Here is a 16,727-nt window from a genome sequence, read left to right as displayed (position 1 = left end):
CTTTCCGCCTATCTGACGACGGGCATAGTCGTGGGGACCGCCTGATGGCTTCGGCCGCTGAACAACTCGCCGCCAATATGAACATGGGCTCGTTCGCGAAAGCGACCGAGCTGCACAAACGCCTGCTGTTCACGCTGGGCGCGCTGCTGGTCTATCGGATCGGCACCTATGTTCCGATTCCGGGCATTAATTCCGAGGCCTTCCTGGCCTTCTTCCAGAACCCTGATGGCCAGCGCGGCATCCTGGACATGTTCAACATGTTCTCGGGCGGCGCGGTCGAGCGTATGGCCGTCTTCGCGTTGAACGTGATGCCGTACATCTCGGCCTCGATCATCGTGCAGCTGATGGGCGCGGTCTATCCGCCCTGGGAGAAGCTGAAGAAGGAAGGCGGCGAAAGCGGCCGCAAGCAACTGAACCAGTACACCCGTTACCTGACGGTCTTCCTGGCGCTGGCCCAGTCCTTCGGCATCGCTGCAGGCCTGAACGCCCAGGCCGGTCTGATCGACCAACCGGGCGTCTTCTTCATCATCTCGACGGTCACCACCCTGACCGGCGGCACGATGTTCCTGATGTGGCTGGGCGAGCAGGTGACGGCGCGCGGCGTCGGCAACGGCATCTCGCTGATCATCTTCGCGGGCATCGTGGCGGTACTGCCGTCCACTGTGGCGCGTCTGTTGGGCCTGGCTCAGCAAGGCCAGATGTCGGTCTTCGCCCTGATGTTCATCGCCATCATGGCGGTGGCCGTGATCGTCTTCATCGTCTTCATGGAGCGCGCCCAGCGCCGCCTTCTGATCCAGTATCCGAAGCGCCAGGAAGGTAACCGCATGACGGGCGGCGAACGCTCGTTCCTGCCGCTGAAGGTCAACACCGCCGGCGTCATCCCGGCCATCTTCGCCTCGTCGCTGCTGATGCTGCCGACGACGGTCGCCACCTTCACCGCCCAGGCCAACCTGCCCGAGTGGATGAGCTGGCTGCCGCTGGTGACGGCGCAGCTGACTCACGGCCAGCCCGTGTTCATGATCCTGTACGCGGTCCTGATCGTCTTCTTCTGCTTCTTCTACACCTCGATCACCTTCAACCCCGAGGACACGGCCGAGAACCTGCGCAAGTACGGCGGCTTCCTGCCGGGCATCCGTCCGGGCAAGCGCACGGCCGAGTATCTGGACTATGTGCTGACGCGTCTGACGGTGATCGGCGCCGCCTACATCACCGCCGTCTGCCTGTTGCCCGAGTTCCTGGTCAGCAGCATGGGCAACAGCCTCTACTTCGGCGGCACGTCGATCCTGATCGTCGTTTCGGTGACGATGGACACCGTGGCCCAGATCCAGTCCCAACTGCTGGCGCACCAGTACGAAGGCCTGATCAAGAAGGCCAAGCTGCGTGGTCGTGGCGGCCGGGGCGGTTCCGCCCCCGCCCGCCGCTGATAGTCGGGTAGGGGAGCCCGTAAAATGAATCTGATCCTGTTCGGGCCGCCTGCGGCCGGCAAGGGCACGCAGGCCAAGCGTCTGGTCGAACAGCGGGGCATGATCCAGCTCTCGACCGGCGACATGCTGCGCGCTGCGATCGCTTCCGGCTCGGAACTGGGCCTGAAGGTCAAGGACGTGCTGGCGCGCGGCGACCTCGTCACCGACGAGATCGTCATCGCCCTGATCGAGGACCGTCTGCCGGAGGCCGAGGCCGCCGGCGGCGCCATCTTCGACGGCTTCCCACGCAACGTCGCCCAGGCCGAAGCCCTGGACGCCATGCTGGCCAAGCGCGGCGCCAAGATCGACCGGGTCGTCCGCCTCAAGGTCGACGATGAGGCCCTGACCGCCCGCATCGGCAAGCGCTTCGCCGAGCAGGGCCGTCCGGACGACAATCCCGAGACCTTCAAGGATCGTTTGGCCGTCTACAATGCTCAGACCGCCCCGCTGCTTCCCTACTATGAAGTCCAGGGCAAGCTGACCGAGATCGACGGCATGGGCGACATCGCCACAGTCGCCGCCGCCATCGACGGCGCCCTGGCCTGAGTCCTGATCTGAAGCGGAGGTCGGGCGTTAGGCGTCAGGGTATCCGCTTCAAGGGACGCAGATGAGCAGTCGATCGTCGCCTCGAAATGCCAGGCTCGCCACGGCGGGCGTGGCGGCTGGTGTCGGGCTGCTCCATTTGGCTCTGTTCATGGTGCTGGGGCATCTACGCCCCATCACGCCCCCTACACCCTTGTCGCGGCCGGTCGAGGTAGAGCTCGTCCGGCCGTCGCCAATTCCGCCCTTGCCAGCACCGCCGCCGTCCAAGCCCGCGCCTGTCGCGGGCGGCGGGGCGCCTGCGGCGCCGTCGCGCACGCACCTGCCAGCCAGAAAGCCTGAGCGCCCGCCCGAGTTGACGGCGCCGCCTAAAGCCGCGCCCGAAGCGCCTCTGGTCATCGGCGTGGCCCCTGAGGCTGGCGCAACGCCGGGGCAGGGCCTCGGCGGAATAGGGACCGGATCCGGCAGCGGCGCGGGCGCGGGATCGGGACCGGGGGCTGGGGACGGCCCGCCGCGCCTGATCCTGGGACCGACCAAAGACCAGCTCCGGCGTTTGCACCCGCGCGAAGCCTTCCGCCAGCGCCTGAACGGCAGCGCGCGGATCGCCTGCCGCATTCGGCTGGACACCCGGCTTGAGGATTGCCGGGTTGTGGACGAAGCGCCGTCGGGCCGGGGTTTCGGTGAGGCGGCTCTTGCGGCGTCCGGCTATTTCCGCTTTCGTCCTCCCACGCGCGACGGTCGCCCTGTTGAAGGACGCGAGATCACTGTGGGTGTGGAGTTCATGCCGTGAGGCGCCGCGGGAACGGCGCGCCCGTTGACGCCACTCGAATCCCCTGTATAAGGGCGGCTTCCGCGAAGGGCGCACACGTTCCAGGTCTGTTGACCGGAGCGGTTTCCGCGTCTGTTTAAGCGTATCTGGAGATTCTCGTGGCCCGTATCGCTGGCGTCAACATTCCGACCAACAAGCGCGTCGAAATCGCGCTTCAGTACATCCATGGCATCGGCGCGCACGCCGCCAAGGAAATCACCGCGAAGGTCGGCATTGAGCCCGCTCGCCGCGTCAACTCGCTGACCGATGCCGAGATCCTGCAGATCCGTGAAACGATCGACAAGGATCACACGGTCGAGGGCGACCTGCGCCGCGAAACCTCGATGAACATCAAGCGTCTGATGGACCTGGCCTGCTACCGCGGCCTGCGTCACCGTAAGGGCCTGCCGGTCCGCGGTCAGCGCACGCACACCAACGCCCGCACCCGCAAGGGCCCGGCCAAGCCGATCGCCGGCAAGAAGAAGTAAGAGAGAGCTGACCGATGGCTAAGGAACCGGGTCGCATTAAGCGTCGCGAACGTAAGAACATCACGTCGGGCGTGGCTCACGTGAACGCTTCTTTCAACAACACCATGATCACGATCACGGACGCCCAGGGGAACGCGATTTCCTGGTCGTCGGCCGGTCACATGGGCTTCAAGGGTTCGCGCAAGTCGACCCCGTACGCCGCCCAGATGGCTGCTGAAGACGCAGGCAAGAAGGCTCAAGAGCACGGCGTGAAGACACTGGAAGTCAACGTCTCGGGTCCGGGTTCCGGCCGTGAGTCGGCGCTTCGCGCTCTGCAAGCCGTTGGTCTGACGATCACGACCATCCGCGACGTCACGCCGATGCCGCACAACGGTTGCCGTCCGCCCAAGCGCCGCCGCGTTTAATCGCGACAGCGTTCCAGGCACCCCCAATCTCCGTCGGCTCCACCATGGCCTCGTCGACAAGGCCGGAGCCGACGAAACCCGTTCGAGGGACTCTATGATCGAAAGAAACTGGCAAGAGCTGATCCGTCCCGAGAAGCCGCAAGTGGAAGGCGGTTCCGACCCGCTGCGCAAGGCGCGTCTGGTCGCTGAGCCCCTCGAGCGCGGTTTCGGTGTGACGCTCGGCAACGCGCTCCGTCGCGTTCTGCTGTCCTCGCTGCAAGGCGCGGCTGTCACGGCCATCCAGATCGACGGCGTGGTTCACGAGTTCTCGTCGCTGGAAGGCGTCCGGGAAGACGTGGTCGACATCGTCCTGAACATCAAGCAACTGGCGCTGCGCATGCACGCCGAAGGCCCCAAGCGCATGACCCTGCGCGCCACGGGGCCCGGCGTCGTCACGGCGGGCCAGATCGAAGCGCCGGCGGACATCGAGGTTCTGAACCCCGACCACGTCATCTGCACGCTGGACGACGGTGCTTCGGTCCGCATGGAACTGACTGTCCAGAACGGCAAGGGCTATGTCGCCGCCGAACTGAACCGTCCGGAAGATGCGCCGATCGGCCTGATCGCCGTCGACGCCCTGTACTCGCCGGTCAAGCGCGTCGCCTATCGCGTCGAGCCGACCCGTCAGGGCCAGTCGATGGATTACGACAAGCTGATCCTGGAAGTTGAAACCAACGGCGCCGTCTCGCCGGTTGACGCGGTGGCCTACGCCGCCCGCATCCTGCAAGACCAGCTGCAGATCTTCATCACCTTCGACGAGCCGACCAAGGCTGTTGAGGCTACGGACGGCAAGCCCGACCTGCCCTTCAACCCGGCCCTGCTCAAGAAGGTCGACGAACTGGAGCTGTCGGTCCGTTCGGCGAACTGCCTGAAGAACGACAACATCGTCTACATCGGCGACCTGATCCAGAAGACCGAGGGCGAAATGCTTCGCACCCCGAACTTCGGCCGCAAGTCGCTGAACGAGATCAAGGAAGTTCTCGCGACGATGGGCCTGTCGCTCGGCATGGACGTGCCGAACTGGCCGCCCGAAAACATCGAAGATCTGGCCAAAAAGTTCGACGACCAGATCTGATCATCAACCCTCCGCCCAGCGCCAGTCGGCGCGGATGGGGCGGTTAGAATGAAAAGGCCCCAGGTCCCGCCCCTTTGATTAGGCCGGAAACCAGGGTTGAGTAGGAGAGACCCCGATGCGCCACGGCGCCGCTTACCGCAAGCTCGGCCGTACGGTCAGCCACCGCCAAGCCATGTTCGCCAACATGGCCGCCTCGCTGATCAAGCACGAGCAAATCACGACCACCCTGCCCAAGGCGAAGGAACTGCGTCCCTTCGTTGAGAAGCTGGTCACGCTCGCCAAGAAGGGCGACCTGCACGCTCGTCGTCAGGCCATCAGCGCCGTTCGCGACGTGCCGCAGGTCGGCAAGCTGTTCGAAACGATCGGCCCGCGCTACGCCGAACGTTCGGGTGGTTACATCCGCATCATGAAGGCTGGCTTCCGTCACGGCGATAACGCCGCGATGGCCGTGATCGAGTTCGTCGATCGCGACGTTGAAGCCAAGGGCAAGGACTCTGGTCCGGTCTTCGCCATTGAGGGCGACGAAGCCTGATCGGCTTCTTCAACCTGAAGACATGAAAAGGCGGCTGGAGCGATCCAGCCGCCTTTTTCATTGTTCGCTGCGGCGCAGGGGGCGATAGAGCGGCCATGAGTAAGCCTGAAGACCGCATCGTCGCCTACACGTCCGCCCAGCGCGCCGCCTGGAAGGCGCTCAATACGGGATGGCTGGCCGAAGGCGGGTTCGCTTTGGAGGCGAAGGATCACCTGACGCTGGACGATCCCGAGGGGCAGATCCTGTCGAACGGCGGCCATATCTTCTTCGCAGAGCGGGACGGGACGCCGGTCGGCTGCTGCGGTCTGATCGCCATGTCGGACGGCGGCTTTGAGGTCACCAAGATGACGGTGCGGCCCGAGGCGCGGGGCGGGGGTCTGGCGCTGCGGCTGCTGGAGGCCTGCGAGGCAGCGGCGCGGGTTGCGGGCGCGCATCGCCTTTATCTTGAGACCAGCTCGACGCTGGGGGCGGCGCTGGGGCTCTATGCCCGCTTCGGCTTCGTGGATTTGCCGCCGCAGCCGACCCCCTATGCCCGCGCTGACGTCTGGATGGAGAAGCGGCTGTAGCCGCTACTCCTTCGACAGATCCTGACGGCTGAACCACCACAGGGCCAGGCCGAACGGGACCAGGGACCACAGCGCCAGGCTGGCGACGGCCCGCAGGACGACGCCGTCTTGCAGAACCTCCATAGGCACCCTGCCCAGGATCGCGGCTTTTAGCGCCTCATAGGCGGCGCCCGGAAACAGCAGCAGGGTCTGCCATTCGAACGCGCTCCACCCCAGGATTGGGGTGACCGTGACCAGGAAGGCCTGCACGACGCCGACGACCAGAGGCACGAACAGGGCCGCCATCTGAGAGCGCGTGACGATGGCTGTCAGCAGGCTGAGCAGCATGAACTGGACGACACGCACAAAGGCCAGCAGGAAGAGCAGACCGAAGGTTCGGACTTCGTCGCCGCCGAAGCGGAACACCAGATCCTGGTCGAGGACGACGCCCTTGATCGCGGCGCCGATCAGGGCGGCCGCCAGGAACAGGCCCAAACCCGCCAGGGTCATCAGCTTAACCGCGCCGACCTTGCCCACGATCAGGTTGGGGCGGCTGTTGCGCGCCGTAATCAGACGCCAGGTCTCCCAGCGATAGTCGCTGGAGAAGACGGTCGCCGCGCCGATCAGGAGGAAGGCCAGCAGGGCAGGGTTGGCCAGTTGGCCAGCAGCGGAAAGCAGGGTCTCGCCCAGATCAAGGGCGCTGCGGGCGGAGGCCAGTTGCACCGGCAATTGGTCCGCCATGCGGTCGACCTTGGCGTCGATGACGGCGCCGCCGACCAGGACAGCCAGCCACACCAGCGGCACAAAGATCAGGCTCCAGGACAGGACCGTGCGGTTCTTGAGCAGGCGCCAGGATTCGGAACGGACGGCGTCAGCCAGCATGAAGGGCCTCCCGGACGTGGGCATCGGTGCGCGCCGGGCCGGTCTCGGCCATGAAGACGCTCTCAAGATCGGCGCCGACCCAGCGGGCCTCGTCGATGTCCACGCCCTGTTCGATCAGGGCGCGCAGCAGGGCAGGGCCCTCGGCGCGGGGGATGGCGGCCAGGACGGCGTCGCCGTCCAGTGTGGCCCTGTCCCCCAGCACGCTCATGATCTTGGCTAGCGGCGTGGCCGACAGGCGCAGGCGCTCGCCCGCGGCGGTCAGGTCGCTGACCTTGCCCTCGGCGGCCAGGGTCCCGCGATTGAAGATGGCCACGCGGTCGCAGACGCGTTGAACCTCGAGCAACTGGTGGCTGGCCAGGATGATGGTCACGCCGTCGTCGTCGGCCAGGCTGCGGATCAGGGCGCGCATCTCCTGGATGCCGGGCGGGTCCATGCCGCTGGTCGGCTCATCGAGGATGACGAGGTCGGGCCGGGTCATCAAGGCGGCGGCGACGCCAAGGCGCTGCAACATGCCGACCGAGAAGCCGCGCACCTTGCGGTTGGCGGCTTCGGTCAGGCCGACGCGGTCCAGCCAGGCGTCGATGGCGGCCTCCTTGCCCATGCCGTGGGCGAGGGCCAGCCATTTCAGCACCTGACGCGCGGTCATGTAGGGCGGAAAGCGTGGCGTCTCGATCATGGAGCCGATGCGGCGCATGACGGCGGGATCGCCCGCGTGCTGGCCCAGCACCCGGACCTCGCCCGCGGTCGGCCGGATCAGGCCCAGCAGGATGCGGAACAAGGTGGACTTGCCGGCGCCGTTGGGGCCCAGCACCCCGTAGACTCCGCCGCGCGGAATGCTCAGGCTCAGCCCGTCCAGGGCGCGCACCGCGCCATAGGTCTTGGTCAGGCCAGTCGTTTCGATCACCGCGGTCATGTGGCAGAGCTTGGCGCGATGGGGATAAGCCGACAAGCCGTCTTCTTGCTGTCGCAGATTAAGCTTAGGCAATCTCCCCGAAGTCGCTTCGGAGTTTCCATGTTCTCTCGCGTCGCGGGCCTGTGTCTGGCCCTGCTGCTGACAGCCTGCGCCACCACGCCCGTCGTCGCCCCCGAGCCTCAGGCGCCGGCCGAGCCGCCGCTGGTCATGCTGGTCTCCATTGACGGGTTCCGTGCCGACTACCTGGGTCGGGGCATCACGCCCAACCTGTCGCAACTGGCGGGCGAGGGGGCGACGGGTCCGATGCGGCCCTCCTTCCCCAGCGTGACCTTCCCCAACCATTATACGTTGGTGACGGGTCTGCACCCCGATCACCACGGCATCGTCGGCAACAACATGGTCGACGTTGAACTGGGTCGGTTCAGCCTGGGCAACAAGCAGGCCGTGACCGACCGCCGCTGGTGGGATCAGGGTGAGCCGATCTGGGTCTCGGCCGAGAAGGCGGGCGTCAGGACCGCCACCATGTTCTGGCCTGGGTCGGAAGCCGACATTCGCGGCGTGCGGCCGTCCTACTGGACCAACTTCGATCAGGGCATGCCCGGCGACGCGCGCGTGGATCGTGTGCTGCAATGGATGGACCTGCCGTCGGATCAGCGGCCCCAACTGACCACCCTCTATTTCGACATTGTCGACACCCAGGGCCACCACAACGGCCCCGACGCGCCCGAAACCGCCGAGGCCATCCGTTCGGTCGACGCCTCCATCGGCCGTCTGGTCGAGGGGCTGAAGGCGAGGGGCCTCTATGAGCGCACGGTTCTGGTGGTGGTGTCCGACCATGGCATGGCCGCGACCTCGCCCGAGCGCGTGACCTGGATCGACGACCTTATCGACCCGGCGGCGATCCAGATCGTCTATTCCGGCGCCGTCACCTTCCTGAACCCAGCGCCCGGCCGCGAGGCCGAGGTGGAGGCGGCCTTGCTGGGCTCGCGTCCGCATCTGGACTGCTGGAAAAAGAGCGAGATTCCGGCCAGGTTCGTCCTGGGCTCCAATCCCCGCGTCTCGGCCATCGTCTGCGCCTCCGAGCCGGGCTGGACCTTCACGACCAGGGCGCGGCCGGTGACCAAGCCGGGCGGGGCGCACGGCTATGACAACGCCTCGCCGGATATGGCGGCTATCTTCATCGCCCACGGACCGGGCGTGGTGCAGGGGCGACGTCTGCAGGATCTGGACAGCGTCGACGTCCAGCCCTTCCTGGCGCGTCTGCTCGGCATCGACGCGCCGCGCGGCGACGGCCGGGCGGAAGACACGCTGCCGGTGACGACGCGCTGATCCGAGTATCGGGGATGGGCGGGGCGAGACGTCGTCGCTAAAAGAGCGTTCCAATAGATCGGCGTTCCATGTCCCTGCATCATCCCAAGGTCCGCCGCGCGGCGATCGCCTTCATCCTCGTGACTGCGGTGCTCGACATCGTGGCCATGGGGATCGTCATCCCCGTGCTGCCGCATCTGATCGAGGAGTTCGTTGGCTCGAACGCCCAGGCCGGGCTGCTGAACGGCCTCTTCATCGCCCTGTGGGCGGGAATGCAGTTCCTGGCCTCGCCGGTCATCGGTTCGTTGTCGGACCAGTATGGGCGGCGGCCGGTCATCCTGATCAGCTGCGCCGGGCTGGCGGCGGACTATGTGCTGATGGCGCTGGCGCCGAACCTGTGGTGGCTGGCGGCGGGACGGCTGATTGCGGGCGTCACCTCGTCCAGCTTCACGACCATCTACGCCTACATGGCCGACATTACCGAGCCGGAGAAGCGGGCCCGGGCCTATGGCCTGATCGGCGCGGCCTTCTCGGGCGGCTTCGTGCTGGGGCCGGTGCTGGGCGGCTTTCTGGGCGAGTTCGGGCCGCGGGTGCCCTTCTGGGTGGCGGGCGGCCTGTCGGGCGTGGCCTTCCTCTATGGCCTGTTCATCCTGCCCGAGAGCCTGGCGCCCGAGAAGCGGATGGCGTTCAGCTGGGGCCGGGCCAATCCGGTCGGGGCCATGATGCTGCTGCGTCGCCATGCCGAACTGACCGGCCTCGCGGTTGTGAACTTCCTGCTCTACTTCGCCCACCACGTCTTTTCGGCGGTCTTCGTCCTCTATGCCGGCCTGAGATACGACTGGGGGCCGTGGCAGGTGGGGATGCTGTTGGCCCTGGTCGGGGTGCTGGACATGATCGTCCAGGGCGTTCTTGTCGGGCCGGTCTCGAAGAAGCTGGGCGACCGCGCCACCATGGTGTTCGGCCTGTGCGGCGGCACGATCGGCATCGCCTTGATGGGGTGGGCGCCGACGGGCGTCGCCTTCATCATCGCCATGCTGCCCAACGCCCTTTGGGGTCTGGCCATGCCGACGCTGCAATCCTTGATGACGCGGCGGGTGGGCGAGAGCGAGCAGGGGCAACTTCAAGGCGCAAACATGAGCGTCGCCTCCATCGCGGGGGTGGCCTCGCCGCTCTTCTTCGGTTGGGTCTATTCGCAGTCGGTCGAGCAGGGGATGTGGGCGCCCAATCCCGGCCTCGCCTTTTATCTGGCCGCCGTTGTTCTGGCCCTGGCCGCGCTGATCGGCTGGATCACGGCGCGGCGGGCGGAACGGGACGAGGTCACGGTCGTTTGATCGCGAGGGGCGTCAGGCTTGGCCGTTGGCCTTGATGCCGTCCCAAAACCATTGCGCAATGCTCTGTAAAACCAGCTTTCCGAATGAGACCGGGACGACATGAAGACATCGAGACTGGCCTTGGCCGCCGCCCTGATGCTGTCCGCATGCGGCCAGCCGCAACCGTCCAAGGCCCAGGAAGGGGTCTTCGCCGAGCAGCCGCGTCAGGCTCCGCGCGACGCCGGCGCCATGAAGTCCAGCTTCGCCCCCGTGGTGCGCGAGGCGGCGCCCGCTGTGGTCAATATTTCGGCGCGCGGCGTCCAGCAGGTCCGTGATCCCTTCTTCGAGATGTTCGGCGGCGGCCCGCAGTCGCGTGTGACCGGCTCCATCGGTTCAGGTGTGATCGTGCGGTCCGACGGGGTGGTGGTGACCAACAACCACGTCATCGAGAACATGCAGCAGATCCGCGTCACCCTGAATGACCGACGCGAATATGCGGCCAGGGTGCTGCTGGCCGACTCGCGCTCTGATATCGCCGTGCTGCAACTGGAGGGCGTCGAAGGCAGCCTGCCGATCCTGCGTATCGACGATCAGGAAGAACAGCAGGTCGGGGATCTGGTTCTGGCCATCGGCAACCCCTTCGGCGTCGGCCAGACGGTGACGACGGGCATCATCTCGGCCTTGAACCGGACCGAGACCGGGATCAGCGATTCCGGCTCCTTCATCCAGACCGACGCGGCGATCAACCCAGGCAACTCGGGCGGGGCGCTGGTCGACATGGACGGCGACCTGATCGGCATCAACACGGCCATCTTCTCGCGCACCGGCTCCTCGACCGGGGTGGGCTTCGCCGTGCCGGCGACCATGGTGAAGCGGGTGGTGGATTCCGCCGTCGGTGGGGCCAAGGCCGTGGTCCGTCCGTGGCTGGGCGTGAAAGGCGACACCGTCAGCGCCGACATCGCCCGCAGCCTGGGCCTGTCGCGCCCGCAGGGTCTGATCATCACCGAGGTCTATCCGCAAGGACCCGGCGCGCGTGCGGGTCTGGAGGAAGGCGACGTCATCACCGCCATCGACGGCGCCGAGATCAACGATCAGGGCGGCTTGAACTTCCGCGTCGGCACGCGCGCGCCCAATGACACCGTGGCCGTGACCATCCTGCGCGACGGGCGCACCCAGACGGTCAACGCCCGCGTCTCGGCCCTGCCGGGCGACGCCGATCCGGGGCAGGGCACGACCGTTGGGCAGGGGGCGCTGGCCGGCCTGCAGGGCGTGGCGTTGAACCCGGCGCTGGCCGACCGCCTCGGCGGCGATCCCTTCACTAGCGGCGTGGTGGTGACGGGCCTGCAGCGCAACAGTATCCCGGCCCGCATCGGCCTGCGTCCCAACGACCTGATCATTCAGGTGGACGGCCGCCCGGCGACCTCGGTCGCCGCCCTCGGCCGGGCCCAGCGCGGTTCGGAACTGACCATCGTGCGCGGCGGACGGAAGCTGACGGGGCGTCTGCCCTAAGTCGCCGGAGACGAGGCTGGGGATAGCTGCGCCGTTCGGCTCGGCGCGGCTTGCGTCCGGGGATGCGGCGTGTGGAATAGCGGGATGATCGTCCTGCCCTTCGCCGCCGCTCTCGCCCTGATGTCCGTAAGCGGGGGCGCAGTCCATGACGATCCTCTGACCCAGCCGATCCCCGGCAACGCCGACTGGGTGAAGCCGCAAACGCCGTTGAAGCTGTACGGCAAGACCTACTTTGTCGGTACCGGCGGTCTCAGTCTCGTGCTGATCGACACGGGGGACGGTCTGATCCTGATCGACGGCGCCCTGCCTCAGACCGTGGCGATGACGGAGGCGAATATTCGCCAACTGGGTTTTCGGGTGGAGGATGTCCGCTACATCCTGAACACCGAGGCGCACTACGACCACTCCGGCGGTCTTGCTGCTCTGGCGCGCGACAGTGGGGCGGAGGTGATCACCAGCCCTATCGGCGCGGCGGCGCTACGGACGGGCCGAGCGGATGGCCATGACCCGCAGGCCTCCAGCGTTCCCAAACATCCGCCGGTTCTCAATGCGCGCGGCATCGGTGACGGCGAAGCCGTGCGTCTGGGGGATACGGCCGTGACGGCGGTCTTCACGCCGGGCCACACGCCGGGCAGCGTCAGTTGGACATGGAAGTCCTGCGCAGGCGACGCCTGCGTGGATGTGGTGTTCGCATCCAGCCTCAACGCTGTGGCCAGCGGGGCTTTCACCTACAGGGCGCACCCGGAGGTGACGGCGGCGCTGCGGACCTCGATCGATCGAGTGGAGTCGCTGCCCTGCGACCTGCTGATTTCGGCCCATCCCGACAACTCGGGCGGCGACGTCAAGATTGCGGCCCTGGAAGCCGCGGCGACGCCCAATCCCTTCCTCGATCCCTCAGCCTGCCGCGCCTATGCTGAAAGGGCTCGGGGACGGCTTCAGGCGCGACTGGATCGCGAAGCGCCCTAGGTGTCTTTGCCGGGCCCGATGATCGACCAGACGTGGCCGTAGGGGTCGCGGAGCTTGCCGTGGCGGCCGTAAAACTCGTCGGCAGGCGATCGCAGAGCCGTCGCCCCGGCCTGGATGGCGCGGTCGAACCAGCGGTCCACGTCGTCAACCGACAGGTTCACTGAACTGGTCGTGCCGCCCAAGGTCTCGGGCGAGGCCGTGCCGGTGATCTCGGCCAGTTCCGGGAACTCGTCCGACAGCATCAGAGAGCCGCCGTTGAGGCTGAGGGTGGCGTGGCCCAGCCGCCCGTCCTCCATGTCGTAACGCTCGACCGCCTCGGCCCCGAAGGCGCGGACATACCAGTCCAGGGCCTCTGGCCCGCGCTTGACCATCAGATAGGGGCTGAGCGGCGGATAGGCGGGGTCGGACATGATCTTATCCCTTCTTGGGGCCGCCAATGGACCAGGTGTGGCCGAAGGGGTCGCGGACCTGACCGTAGCGGTCGCCCCAGAACTGGTCCTCCAGCGGCATGACCGGGATGGCGCCCGCCACCAGGGCGCGGTTCCACCATTCGTCGGGGTCATCGACCTGAAGATGCAGGGTGACGCCCTTGGGCGTGATGTCGGCCTCGCCCGTCCATTCAGGGAATTCGTCGGCCAGCATCAGGCTGGCGCCGTTGATCTTGAGGTGGGCGTGCATCAGCCGCTCGCCGTCCTCGGCGGGCATCCGCATGATCTCCTCGGCGCCGAAGGCCCGGCCGTAGAACTCGATGGCTGCCTGACCGCCGCGCGAGGGAATGGTCAGGTGGGGCGTGACGCCGCCCGTCGGACCCTGGTTCGGTTGGGATTCGGACATGGTTCCTCCGTTCGGGCCGCTGGAAGTTCGTGCAGTTCTTCGAACGAACGCCTATCTCTGCCGTTCCATGACTGACCTGTTCGAAGCCTCCGGCATCCATGCCCCCGACGCGCCCCTGGCCGACCGTCTGCGCCCGCAGACGCTGGATCAGGTCGTGGGCCAGGACCATCTGCTGGGCGAGGGCGGGCCGATCCGTCGGATGATCGAGGCCGGGCGTCTGGGGTCCATGATCCTGTGGGGACCGCCCGGCACCGGAAAGACCACCATCGCGCGCCTGTTGGCCAAGGCGGCGGGCTATGAATATCAATCGATTAGCGCCGTCTTCTCGGGCGTCGCCGACCTGAAGAAGGCGTTCGAGGCCGCGCGGATGCGCCGGGCGGCGGGCCAGCAGACCCTGCTGTTCGTCGACGAGATCCACCGCTTCAACCGCGCCCAGCAGGACGGCTTCCTGCCCTTCGTCGAGGAGGGGGTCGTCACCCTGGTCGGCGCCACGACCGAGAATCCGTCGTTCGAGCTGAACGGGGCGCTGCTGTCGCGCAGCCAGGTCTATGTGCTGAAGCGTCTGGACGACGCGGCGCTGGATCAGCTGTTGGATCGGGCGGCGGCCCTGATGGAGCGGCCCCTGCCGCTGACGCCGGAGGCGCGTCAGGCCATGCTGGCCCTGGCCGACGGCGACGGCCGCTATCTGTTGACCATGTCGGAAGTGCTGTTCGATCTGCCCGAAGGCGATCTGCTGGACGTTCAGGCCCTGGCGGGGGTGTTGCAGAAGCGGGCGCCCGCCTACGACAAGTCGCGCGAGGAGCACTACAATCTCATCTCCGCCCTGCATAAGTCGGTGCGCGGCTCGGACCCGGACGCGGCCCTCTACTGGCTGGCGCGGATGCTGAACGGGGGCGAGGACCCCCTGTATCTGGCGCGGCGCATCGTGCGCATGGCGGTCGAGGACATCGGTCAGGCCGACCCCCTGTCCATCCTGGTCGCCAATGCGGCCAAGGACACCTACGACTTCCTGGGATCGCCCGAGGGCGAACTGGCTCTGGCCCAGGCGGTCGTCCATCTGGCCACGGCGCCCAAGTCGGTCGGGGTCTATGAGGCCTTCAAGGCGGCCAGGAAGGCGGCGCACGAGACCGGCTCCCTGATGCCGCCGGCCCATATCCGCAACGCCCCGACCAAGCTGATGAAGCAACTCGGCTACGGCAAGGGCTACCAGTACGATCCCGACACCCCCGAGGGCTTTTCGGGCGCGAACTTCTTTCCCGACGAGATGGAGCGCCGCACCTTCTACAAGCCCAAGGGCGAGGGCCATGAGGAGAAGGTCAAGGCGCGGCTGGAGCGCTGGGCGGCGCTGCGGGAACGGGCGCAGAGGGAAGGCTGAGGCGCCGGCGGCGTTGAAGCGGGGCCGTGGACTTCCCAAGTCCTGCGTCCTTCAGTTGTGGAATGCGTAACGCCATGAATCTCAATCAGGTCACCGTCGAAACCACGGACGTCCCGCGCGCCAAAGCCTTCTACCAGCGGCTGGGACTGACGATGATCGTGTCCAGCGACCATTATGCCCGCTTTGTCTGTCCCGGCGACGGATCGGCGGCGCCCGCGACCTTTTCGATCCATCTGGCCGATCAGGTGACGCCCGGAGGCGCGGGTATCTATTTCGAGTGCGCCGATCTGGACGAGCGGGTGGCGGCGCTGAAGGCGGCGGGCGTGGCCTTCGACCACGACCCGGTGGATCAGACCTGGCTGTGGCGCGAAGCCTGGCTGCGCGACCCCGACGGCAATCGCCTGTGCTTCTACCGGGCGGGCGAGAACCGGATGAACCCGCCGTGGCGTGTCGCCGGTTCCTGATCATCGTTCATTGTTAAGCATGGCCGTTCGGGCTTAGCCTGCCTCCCATCGGCAACCTGGGGAGGGAACAATGACCGATATTGCAAGACGGGCGGCGACGCCCTGGCATCTGTGGCTGGTGGGTCTGCTATCGCTGGCCTGGAACGGCTATGGCGCCTTCGACTACATCCAGACCACGACGCGCGGCGAGGCCTATATGCGGGCTTCCGGTTTCGGCGACGACATGATCGCCTATTTCAATGCCATGCCGACGTGGATGTATGTGCCGTGGACCTTGGGCGTCTGGGGCGCGGTGATCGGCTCGCTGCTGCTGCTGGCGCGCAGCCGCTTTGCGGTTCACGCCTTTGGCCTGTCGCTGATCGGGGCGTTGGTCAGCCTGGTCTATTCCAAGTTCATCAATCCGCCGCCGGCCTTGCCGCCGGAATTCGCGATGATGGAATGGATGCCCTACGTCATCGTCGTGATCGCGGCCTTGCTGCTGTGGTACGCCTCGGCCATGGCGAAGAAGGCCGTCCTCCGCTAAAGGCTCGGCGGGTGAAAACCCGCCAGCCCGCTTCCCTGACCGAAGAAGACATCGCCGCCGTCCGTTCGTGGGTCATCCACGAGGACGCGCACATCATCGCCTTCAACAAGCCGTCGGGCCTGTCGAGCCAGGGCGGACGCATCCAGGCCCATACCCTGGACGACCTTTTGTGGGCCTTCGCCCGCTCCAACGGCAAGCGGCCGGAACTGGTGCACCGGCTGGACCGCGACACCTCGGGCGTCATCCTGGCGGCCAAGACCAAGCCCGCCGCCGGGTTCCTGGGCAAGGCCATGCAGATGCGCCGGTTCCAGAAGACCTATCTGGCCCTGATTTCCGCCGCCCCTGAGCCGAAGTCGGGCCGCATCACCGCCGCCCTGCGTCGCGAAGAGATCGGGCGCGAGAGCTATATGCGGGTGGTCGAGTTCGACGCCCCAGGCGCGCAAGGCGCCGTCAGCGGCTATCGCACCCTGGCGTCCAGCGAAGACGGCGCTCTGGTCGAGCTGTCGCCCGAGACGGGGCGGATGCACCAACTTCGGGTTCACATGGCTTCGATCGGCCGGCCTCTGGTCGGCGACGTGCGTTACGGCGGCGCGCTGACCTTCGCCGGTCGTGGCGCGCCGCGCCTGATGCTGCATGCCGCCAAACTGTCCTTCCCACACCCTGAGGGCGGTGAGCGCGTGACGCTGCAGGCGCCCTTGCCCGAAGATTTCACGGCGCTGAAGACGGCAGCGGGTATCTAGCCGGTTCAG

General features: G+C 66.8%; 20 protein-coding genes. 16 read left to right on the top strand and 4 right to left on the bottom strand.

Going from position 1 to position 16,727, the window contains the following annotated elements; all coding sequences use genetic code 11:
- Window positions 1-44: 44 nt before the first annotated feature.
- The 8 genes from secY to ACIQTU_RS11655 all read left to right on the top strand — a co-directional run bounded on the left by secY (window position 45) and on the right by ACIQTU_RS11655 (window position 5,915).
- A complete protein-coding gene (secY, locus tag ACIQTU_RS11690; protein WP_400546979.1) occupies window positions 45-1,424 on the top strand; it encodes a preprotein translocase subunit SecY in 1,380 nt (459 codons plus the stop codon).
- Window positions 1,425-1,448: 24 nt separating this feature from the next.
- Window positions 1,449-2,009, top strand: a complete 561-nt coding sequence (locus tag ACIQTU_RS11685) for an adenylate kinase (protein ID WP_400546976.1) — start codon at window positions 1,449-1,451, stop codon at window positions 2,007-2,009.
- Window positions 2,010-2,070: 61 nt separating this feature from the next.
- Entirely contained in the window at window positions 2,071-2,793 is a 723-nt protein-coding gene (locus ACIQTU_RS11680) for a TonB family protein (RefSeq protein WP_400546974.1), read from the top strand.
- A 137-nt stretch (window positions 2,794-2,930) separates the two neighbouring features.
- Window positions 2,931-3,299 (top strand): 30S ribosomal protein S13, encoded by a 369-nt coding sequence (gene rpsM, locus ACIQTU_RS11675; protein WP_105563653.1) that lies wholly within the window; start codon window positions 2,931-2,933, stop codon window positions 3,297-3,299.
- 14 nt (window positions 3,300-3,313) lie between these two features.
- On the top strand, window positions 3,314-3,703 hold the full coding sequence (rpsK, locus tag ACIQTU_RS11670) for a 30S ribosomal protein S11 (protein ID WP_292083332.1): 390 nt from the start codon (window positions 3,314-3,316) through the stop codon (window positions 3,701-3,703).
- 94 nt (window positions 3,704-3,797) lie between these two features.
- Entirely contained in the window at window positions 3,798-4,817 is a 1,020-nt protein-coding gene (locus ACIQTU_RS11665) for a DNA-directed RNA polymerase subunit alpha (protein ID WP_400546969.1), read from the top strand.
- Window positions 4,818-4,932: 115 nt separating this feature from the next.
- On the top strand, window positions 4,933-5,349 hold the full coding sequence (gene rplQ, locus ACIQTU_RS11660; RefSeq protein WP_105563656.1) for a 50S ribosomal protein L17: 417 nt from the start codon (window positions 4,933-4,935) through the stop codon (window positions 5,347-5,349).
- Window positions 5,350-5,444: 95 nt separating this feature from the next.
- Complete coding sequence (locus tag ACIQTU_RS11655) at window positions 5,445-5,915, top strand: GNAT family N-acetyltransferase (protein WP_400546966.1); 471 nt, start codon at window positions 5,445-5,447, stop codon at window positions 5,913-5,915.
- 3 nt (window positions 5,916-5,918) lie between these two features.
- Here ACIQTU_RS11655 and ACIQTU_RS11650 read toward each other — a convergent pair whose 3' ends face one another.
- Window positions 5,919-6,776 carry a hypothetical protein gene (locus ACIQTU_RS11650; RefSeq protein WP_400546963.1) on the bottom strand — a complete coding sequence of 286 codons (858 nt, stop codon included), beginning with the start codon at window positions 6,774-6,776 and terminating at the stop codon, window positions 5,919-5,921.
- The gene (locus ACIQTU_RS11645) at window positions 6,766-7,689 is read right to left on the bottom strand and encodes an ABC transporter ATP-binding protein (RefSeq protein ID WP_400547123.1); all 924 of its coding nucleotides are present in this window, start codon (window positions 7,687-7,689) and stop codon (window positions 6,766-6,768) included. The genes ACIQTU_RS11650 and ACIQTU_RS11645 overlap by 11 nt, the downstream gene beginning before the upstream one ends.
- A gap of 99 nt (window positions 7,690-7,788) precedes the next feature.
- Between ACIQTU_RS11645 and ACIQTU_RS11640 the strand changes: the two genes are divergently transcribed.
- The 4 genes from ACIQTU_RS11640 (at window position 7,789) to bla (ending at window position 12,782) form a co-directional block, all read left to right on the top strand.
- On the top strand, window positions 7,789-9,018 hold the full coding sequence (locus ACIQTU_RS11640) for an ectonucleotide pyrophosphatase/phosphodiesterase (protein WP_400546960.1): 1,230 nt from the start codon (window positions 7,789-7,791) through the stop codon (window positions 9,016-9,018).
- A 68-nt stretch (window positions 9,019-9,086) separates the two neighbouring features.
- A complete protein-coding gene (locus ACIQTU_RS11635; RefSeq protein ID WP_400546957.1) occupies window positions 9,087-10,328 on the top strand; it encodes a TCR/Tet family MFS transporter in 1,242 nt (413 codons plus the stop codon).
- 99 nt (window positions 10,329-10,427) lie between these two features.
- Window positions 10,428-11,816, top strand: a complete 1,389-nt coding sequence (locus ACIQTU_RS11630) for a trypsin-like peptidase domain-containing protein (RefSeq protein WP_400546954.1) — start codon at window positions 10,428-10,430, stop codon at window positions 11,814-11,816.
- 84 nt (window positions 11,817-11,900) lie between these two features.
- A complete protein-coding gene (gene bla / locus ACIQTU_RS11625; protein ID WP_400546951.1) occupies window positions 11,901-12,782 on the top strand; it encodes a subclass B3 metallo-beta-lactamase in 882 nt (293 codons plus the stop codon).
- Here the strand turns inward: bla and ACIQTU_RS11620 are convergent.
- Both ACIQTU_RS11620 and ACIQTU_RS11615 read right to left on the bottom strand, forming a co-directional pair.
- Entirely contained in the window at window positions 12,779-13,192 is a 414-nt protein-coding gene (locus ACIQTU_RS11620) for a VOC family protein (RefSeq protein ID WP_400546948.1), read from the bottom strand. The genes bla and ACIQTU_RS11620 overlap by 4 nt on opposite strands.
- 4 nt (window positions 13,193-13,196) lie before the next feature.
- Window positions 13,197-13,616, bottom strand: a complete 420-nt coding sequence (locus ACIQTU_RS11615; RefSeq protein ID WP_400546945.1) for a VOC family protein — start codon at window positions 13,614-13,616, stop codon at window positions 13,197-13,199.
- 67 nt (window positions 13,617-13,683) lie between these two features.
- On the opposite strand from ACIQTU_RS11615, the gene ACIQTU_RS11610 reads away from it, so the two are divergent.
- From ACIQTU_RS11610 to ACIQTU_RS11595, 4 genes are all read left to right on the top strand, one after another.
- Window positions 13,684-14,991: a replication-associated recombination protein A gene (locus ACIQTU_RS11610; protein WP_400546942.1), complete on the top strand. Its 1,308-nt coding sequence runs from the start codon at window positions 13,684-13,686 to the stop codon at window positions 14,989-14,991.
- A 74-nt stretch (window positions 14,992-15,065) separates the two neighbouring features.
- Window positions 15,066-15,455: a VOC family protein gene (locus tag ACIQTU_RS11605; protein WP_400546939.1), complete on the top strand. Its 390-nt coding sequence runs from the start codon at window positions 15,066-15,068 to the stop codon at window positions 15,453-15,455.
- 70 nt (window positions 15,456-15,525) lie between these two features.
- Window positions 15,526-15,978, top strand: coding sequence for a hypothetical protein (locus ACIQTU_RS11600; RefSeq protein ID WP_400546936.1), 453 nt, complete (start codon window positions 15,526-15,528; stop codon window positions 15,976-15,978).
- A gap of 11 nt (window positions 15,979-15,989) precedes the next feature.
- Complete coding sequence (locus ACIQTU_RS11595; RefSeq protein ID WP_400546933.1) at window positions 15,990-16,718, top strand: RluA family pseudouridine synthase; 729 nt, start codon at window positions 15,990-15,992, stop codon at window positions 16,716-16,718.
- Window positions 16,719-16,727 lie beyond the last annotated feature (9 nt).

The organism is Brevundimonas sp. NPDC090276 (genome assembly GCF_044772165.1).
Taxonomy (GTDB): domain Bacteria; phylum Pseudomonadota; class Alphaproteobacteria; order Caulobacterales; family Caulobacteraceae; genus Brevundimonas.
Note: the sequence above shows the minus strand (reverse complement) of the source record. Positions and strands in the feature narration are given on the sequence as shown.

Bases quoted from the DNA above. Each gene is read 5' to 3' on its own strand.
- secY (WP_400546979.1), top strand. From the start codon at position 45: ATGGCTTCGGCCGCTGAACAACTCGCCGCCAATATGAACATGGGCTCG.
- ACIQTU_RS11685 (WP_400546976.1), top strand. From the start codon at position 1,449: ATGAATCTGATCCTGTTCGGGCCGCCTGCGGCCGGCAAGGGCACGCAG.
- ACIQTU_RS11680 (WP_400546974.1), top strand. From the start codon at position 2,071: ATGAGCAGTCGATCGTCGCCTCGAAATGCCAGGCTCGCCACGGCGGGC.
- rpsK (WP_292083332.1), top strand. From the start codon at position 3,314: ATGGCTAAGGAACCGGGTCGCATTAAGCGTCGCGAACGTAAGAACATC.
- ACIQTU_RS11665 (WP_400546969.1), top strand. From the start codon at position 3,798: ATGATCGAAAGAAACTGGCAAGAGCTGATCCGTCCCGAGAAGCCGCAA.
- rplQ (WP_105563656.1), top strand. From the start codon at position 4,933: ATGCGCCACGGCGCCGCTTACCGCAAGCTCGGCCGTACGGTCAGCCAC.
- ACIQTU_RS11655 (WP_400546966.1), top strand. From the start codon at position 5,445: ATGAGTAAGCCTGAAGACCGCATCGTCGCCTACACGTCCGCCCAGCGC.
- ACIQTU_RS11650 (WP_400546963.1), bottom strand. From the start codon at position 6,776: ATGCTGGCTGACGCCGTCCGTTCCGAATCCTGGCGCCTGCTCAAGAAC.
- ACIQTU_RS11645 (WP_400547123.1), bottom strand. From the start codon at position 7,689: ATGACCGCGGTGATCGAAACGACTGGCCTGACCAAGACCTATGGCGCG.
- ACIQTU_RS11640 (WP_400546960.1), top strand. From the start codon at position 7,789: ATGTTCTCTCGCGTCGCGGGCCTGTGTCTGGCCCTGCTGCTGACAGCC.
- ACIQTU_RS11635 (WP_400546957.1), top strand. From the start codon at position 9,087: ATGTCCCTGCATCATCCCAAGGTCCGCCGCGCGGCGATCGCCTTCATC.
- ACIQTU_RS11630 (WP_400546954.1), top strand. From the start codon at position 10,428: ATGAAGACATCGAGACTGGCCTTGGCCGCCGCCCTGATGCTGTCCGCA.
- bla (WP_400546951.1), top strand. From the start codon at position 11,901: ATGATCGTCCTGCCCTTCGCCGCCGCTCTCGCCCTGATGTCCGTAAGC.
- ACIQTU_RS11620 (WP_400546948.1), bottom strand. From the start codon at position 13,192: ATGTCCGACCCCGCCTATCCGCCGCTCAGCCCCTATCTGATGGTCAAG.
- ACIQTU_RS11615 (WP_400546945.1), bottom strand. From the start codon at position 13,616: ATGTCCGAATCCCAACCGAACCAGGGTCCGACGGGCGGCGTCACGCCC.
- ACIQTU_RS11610 (WP_400546942.1), top strand. From the start codon at position 13,684: ATGACTGACCTGTTCGAAGCCTCCGGCATCCATGCCCCCGACGCGCCC.
- ACIQTU_RS11605 (WP_400546939.1), top strand. From the start codon at position 15,066: ATGAATCTCAATCAGGTCACCGTCGAAACCACGGACGTCCCGCGCGCC.
- ACIQTU_RS11600 (WP_400546936.1), top strand. From the start codon at position 15,526: ATGACCGATATTGCAAGACGGGCGGCGACGCCCTGGCATCTGTGGCTG.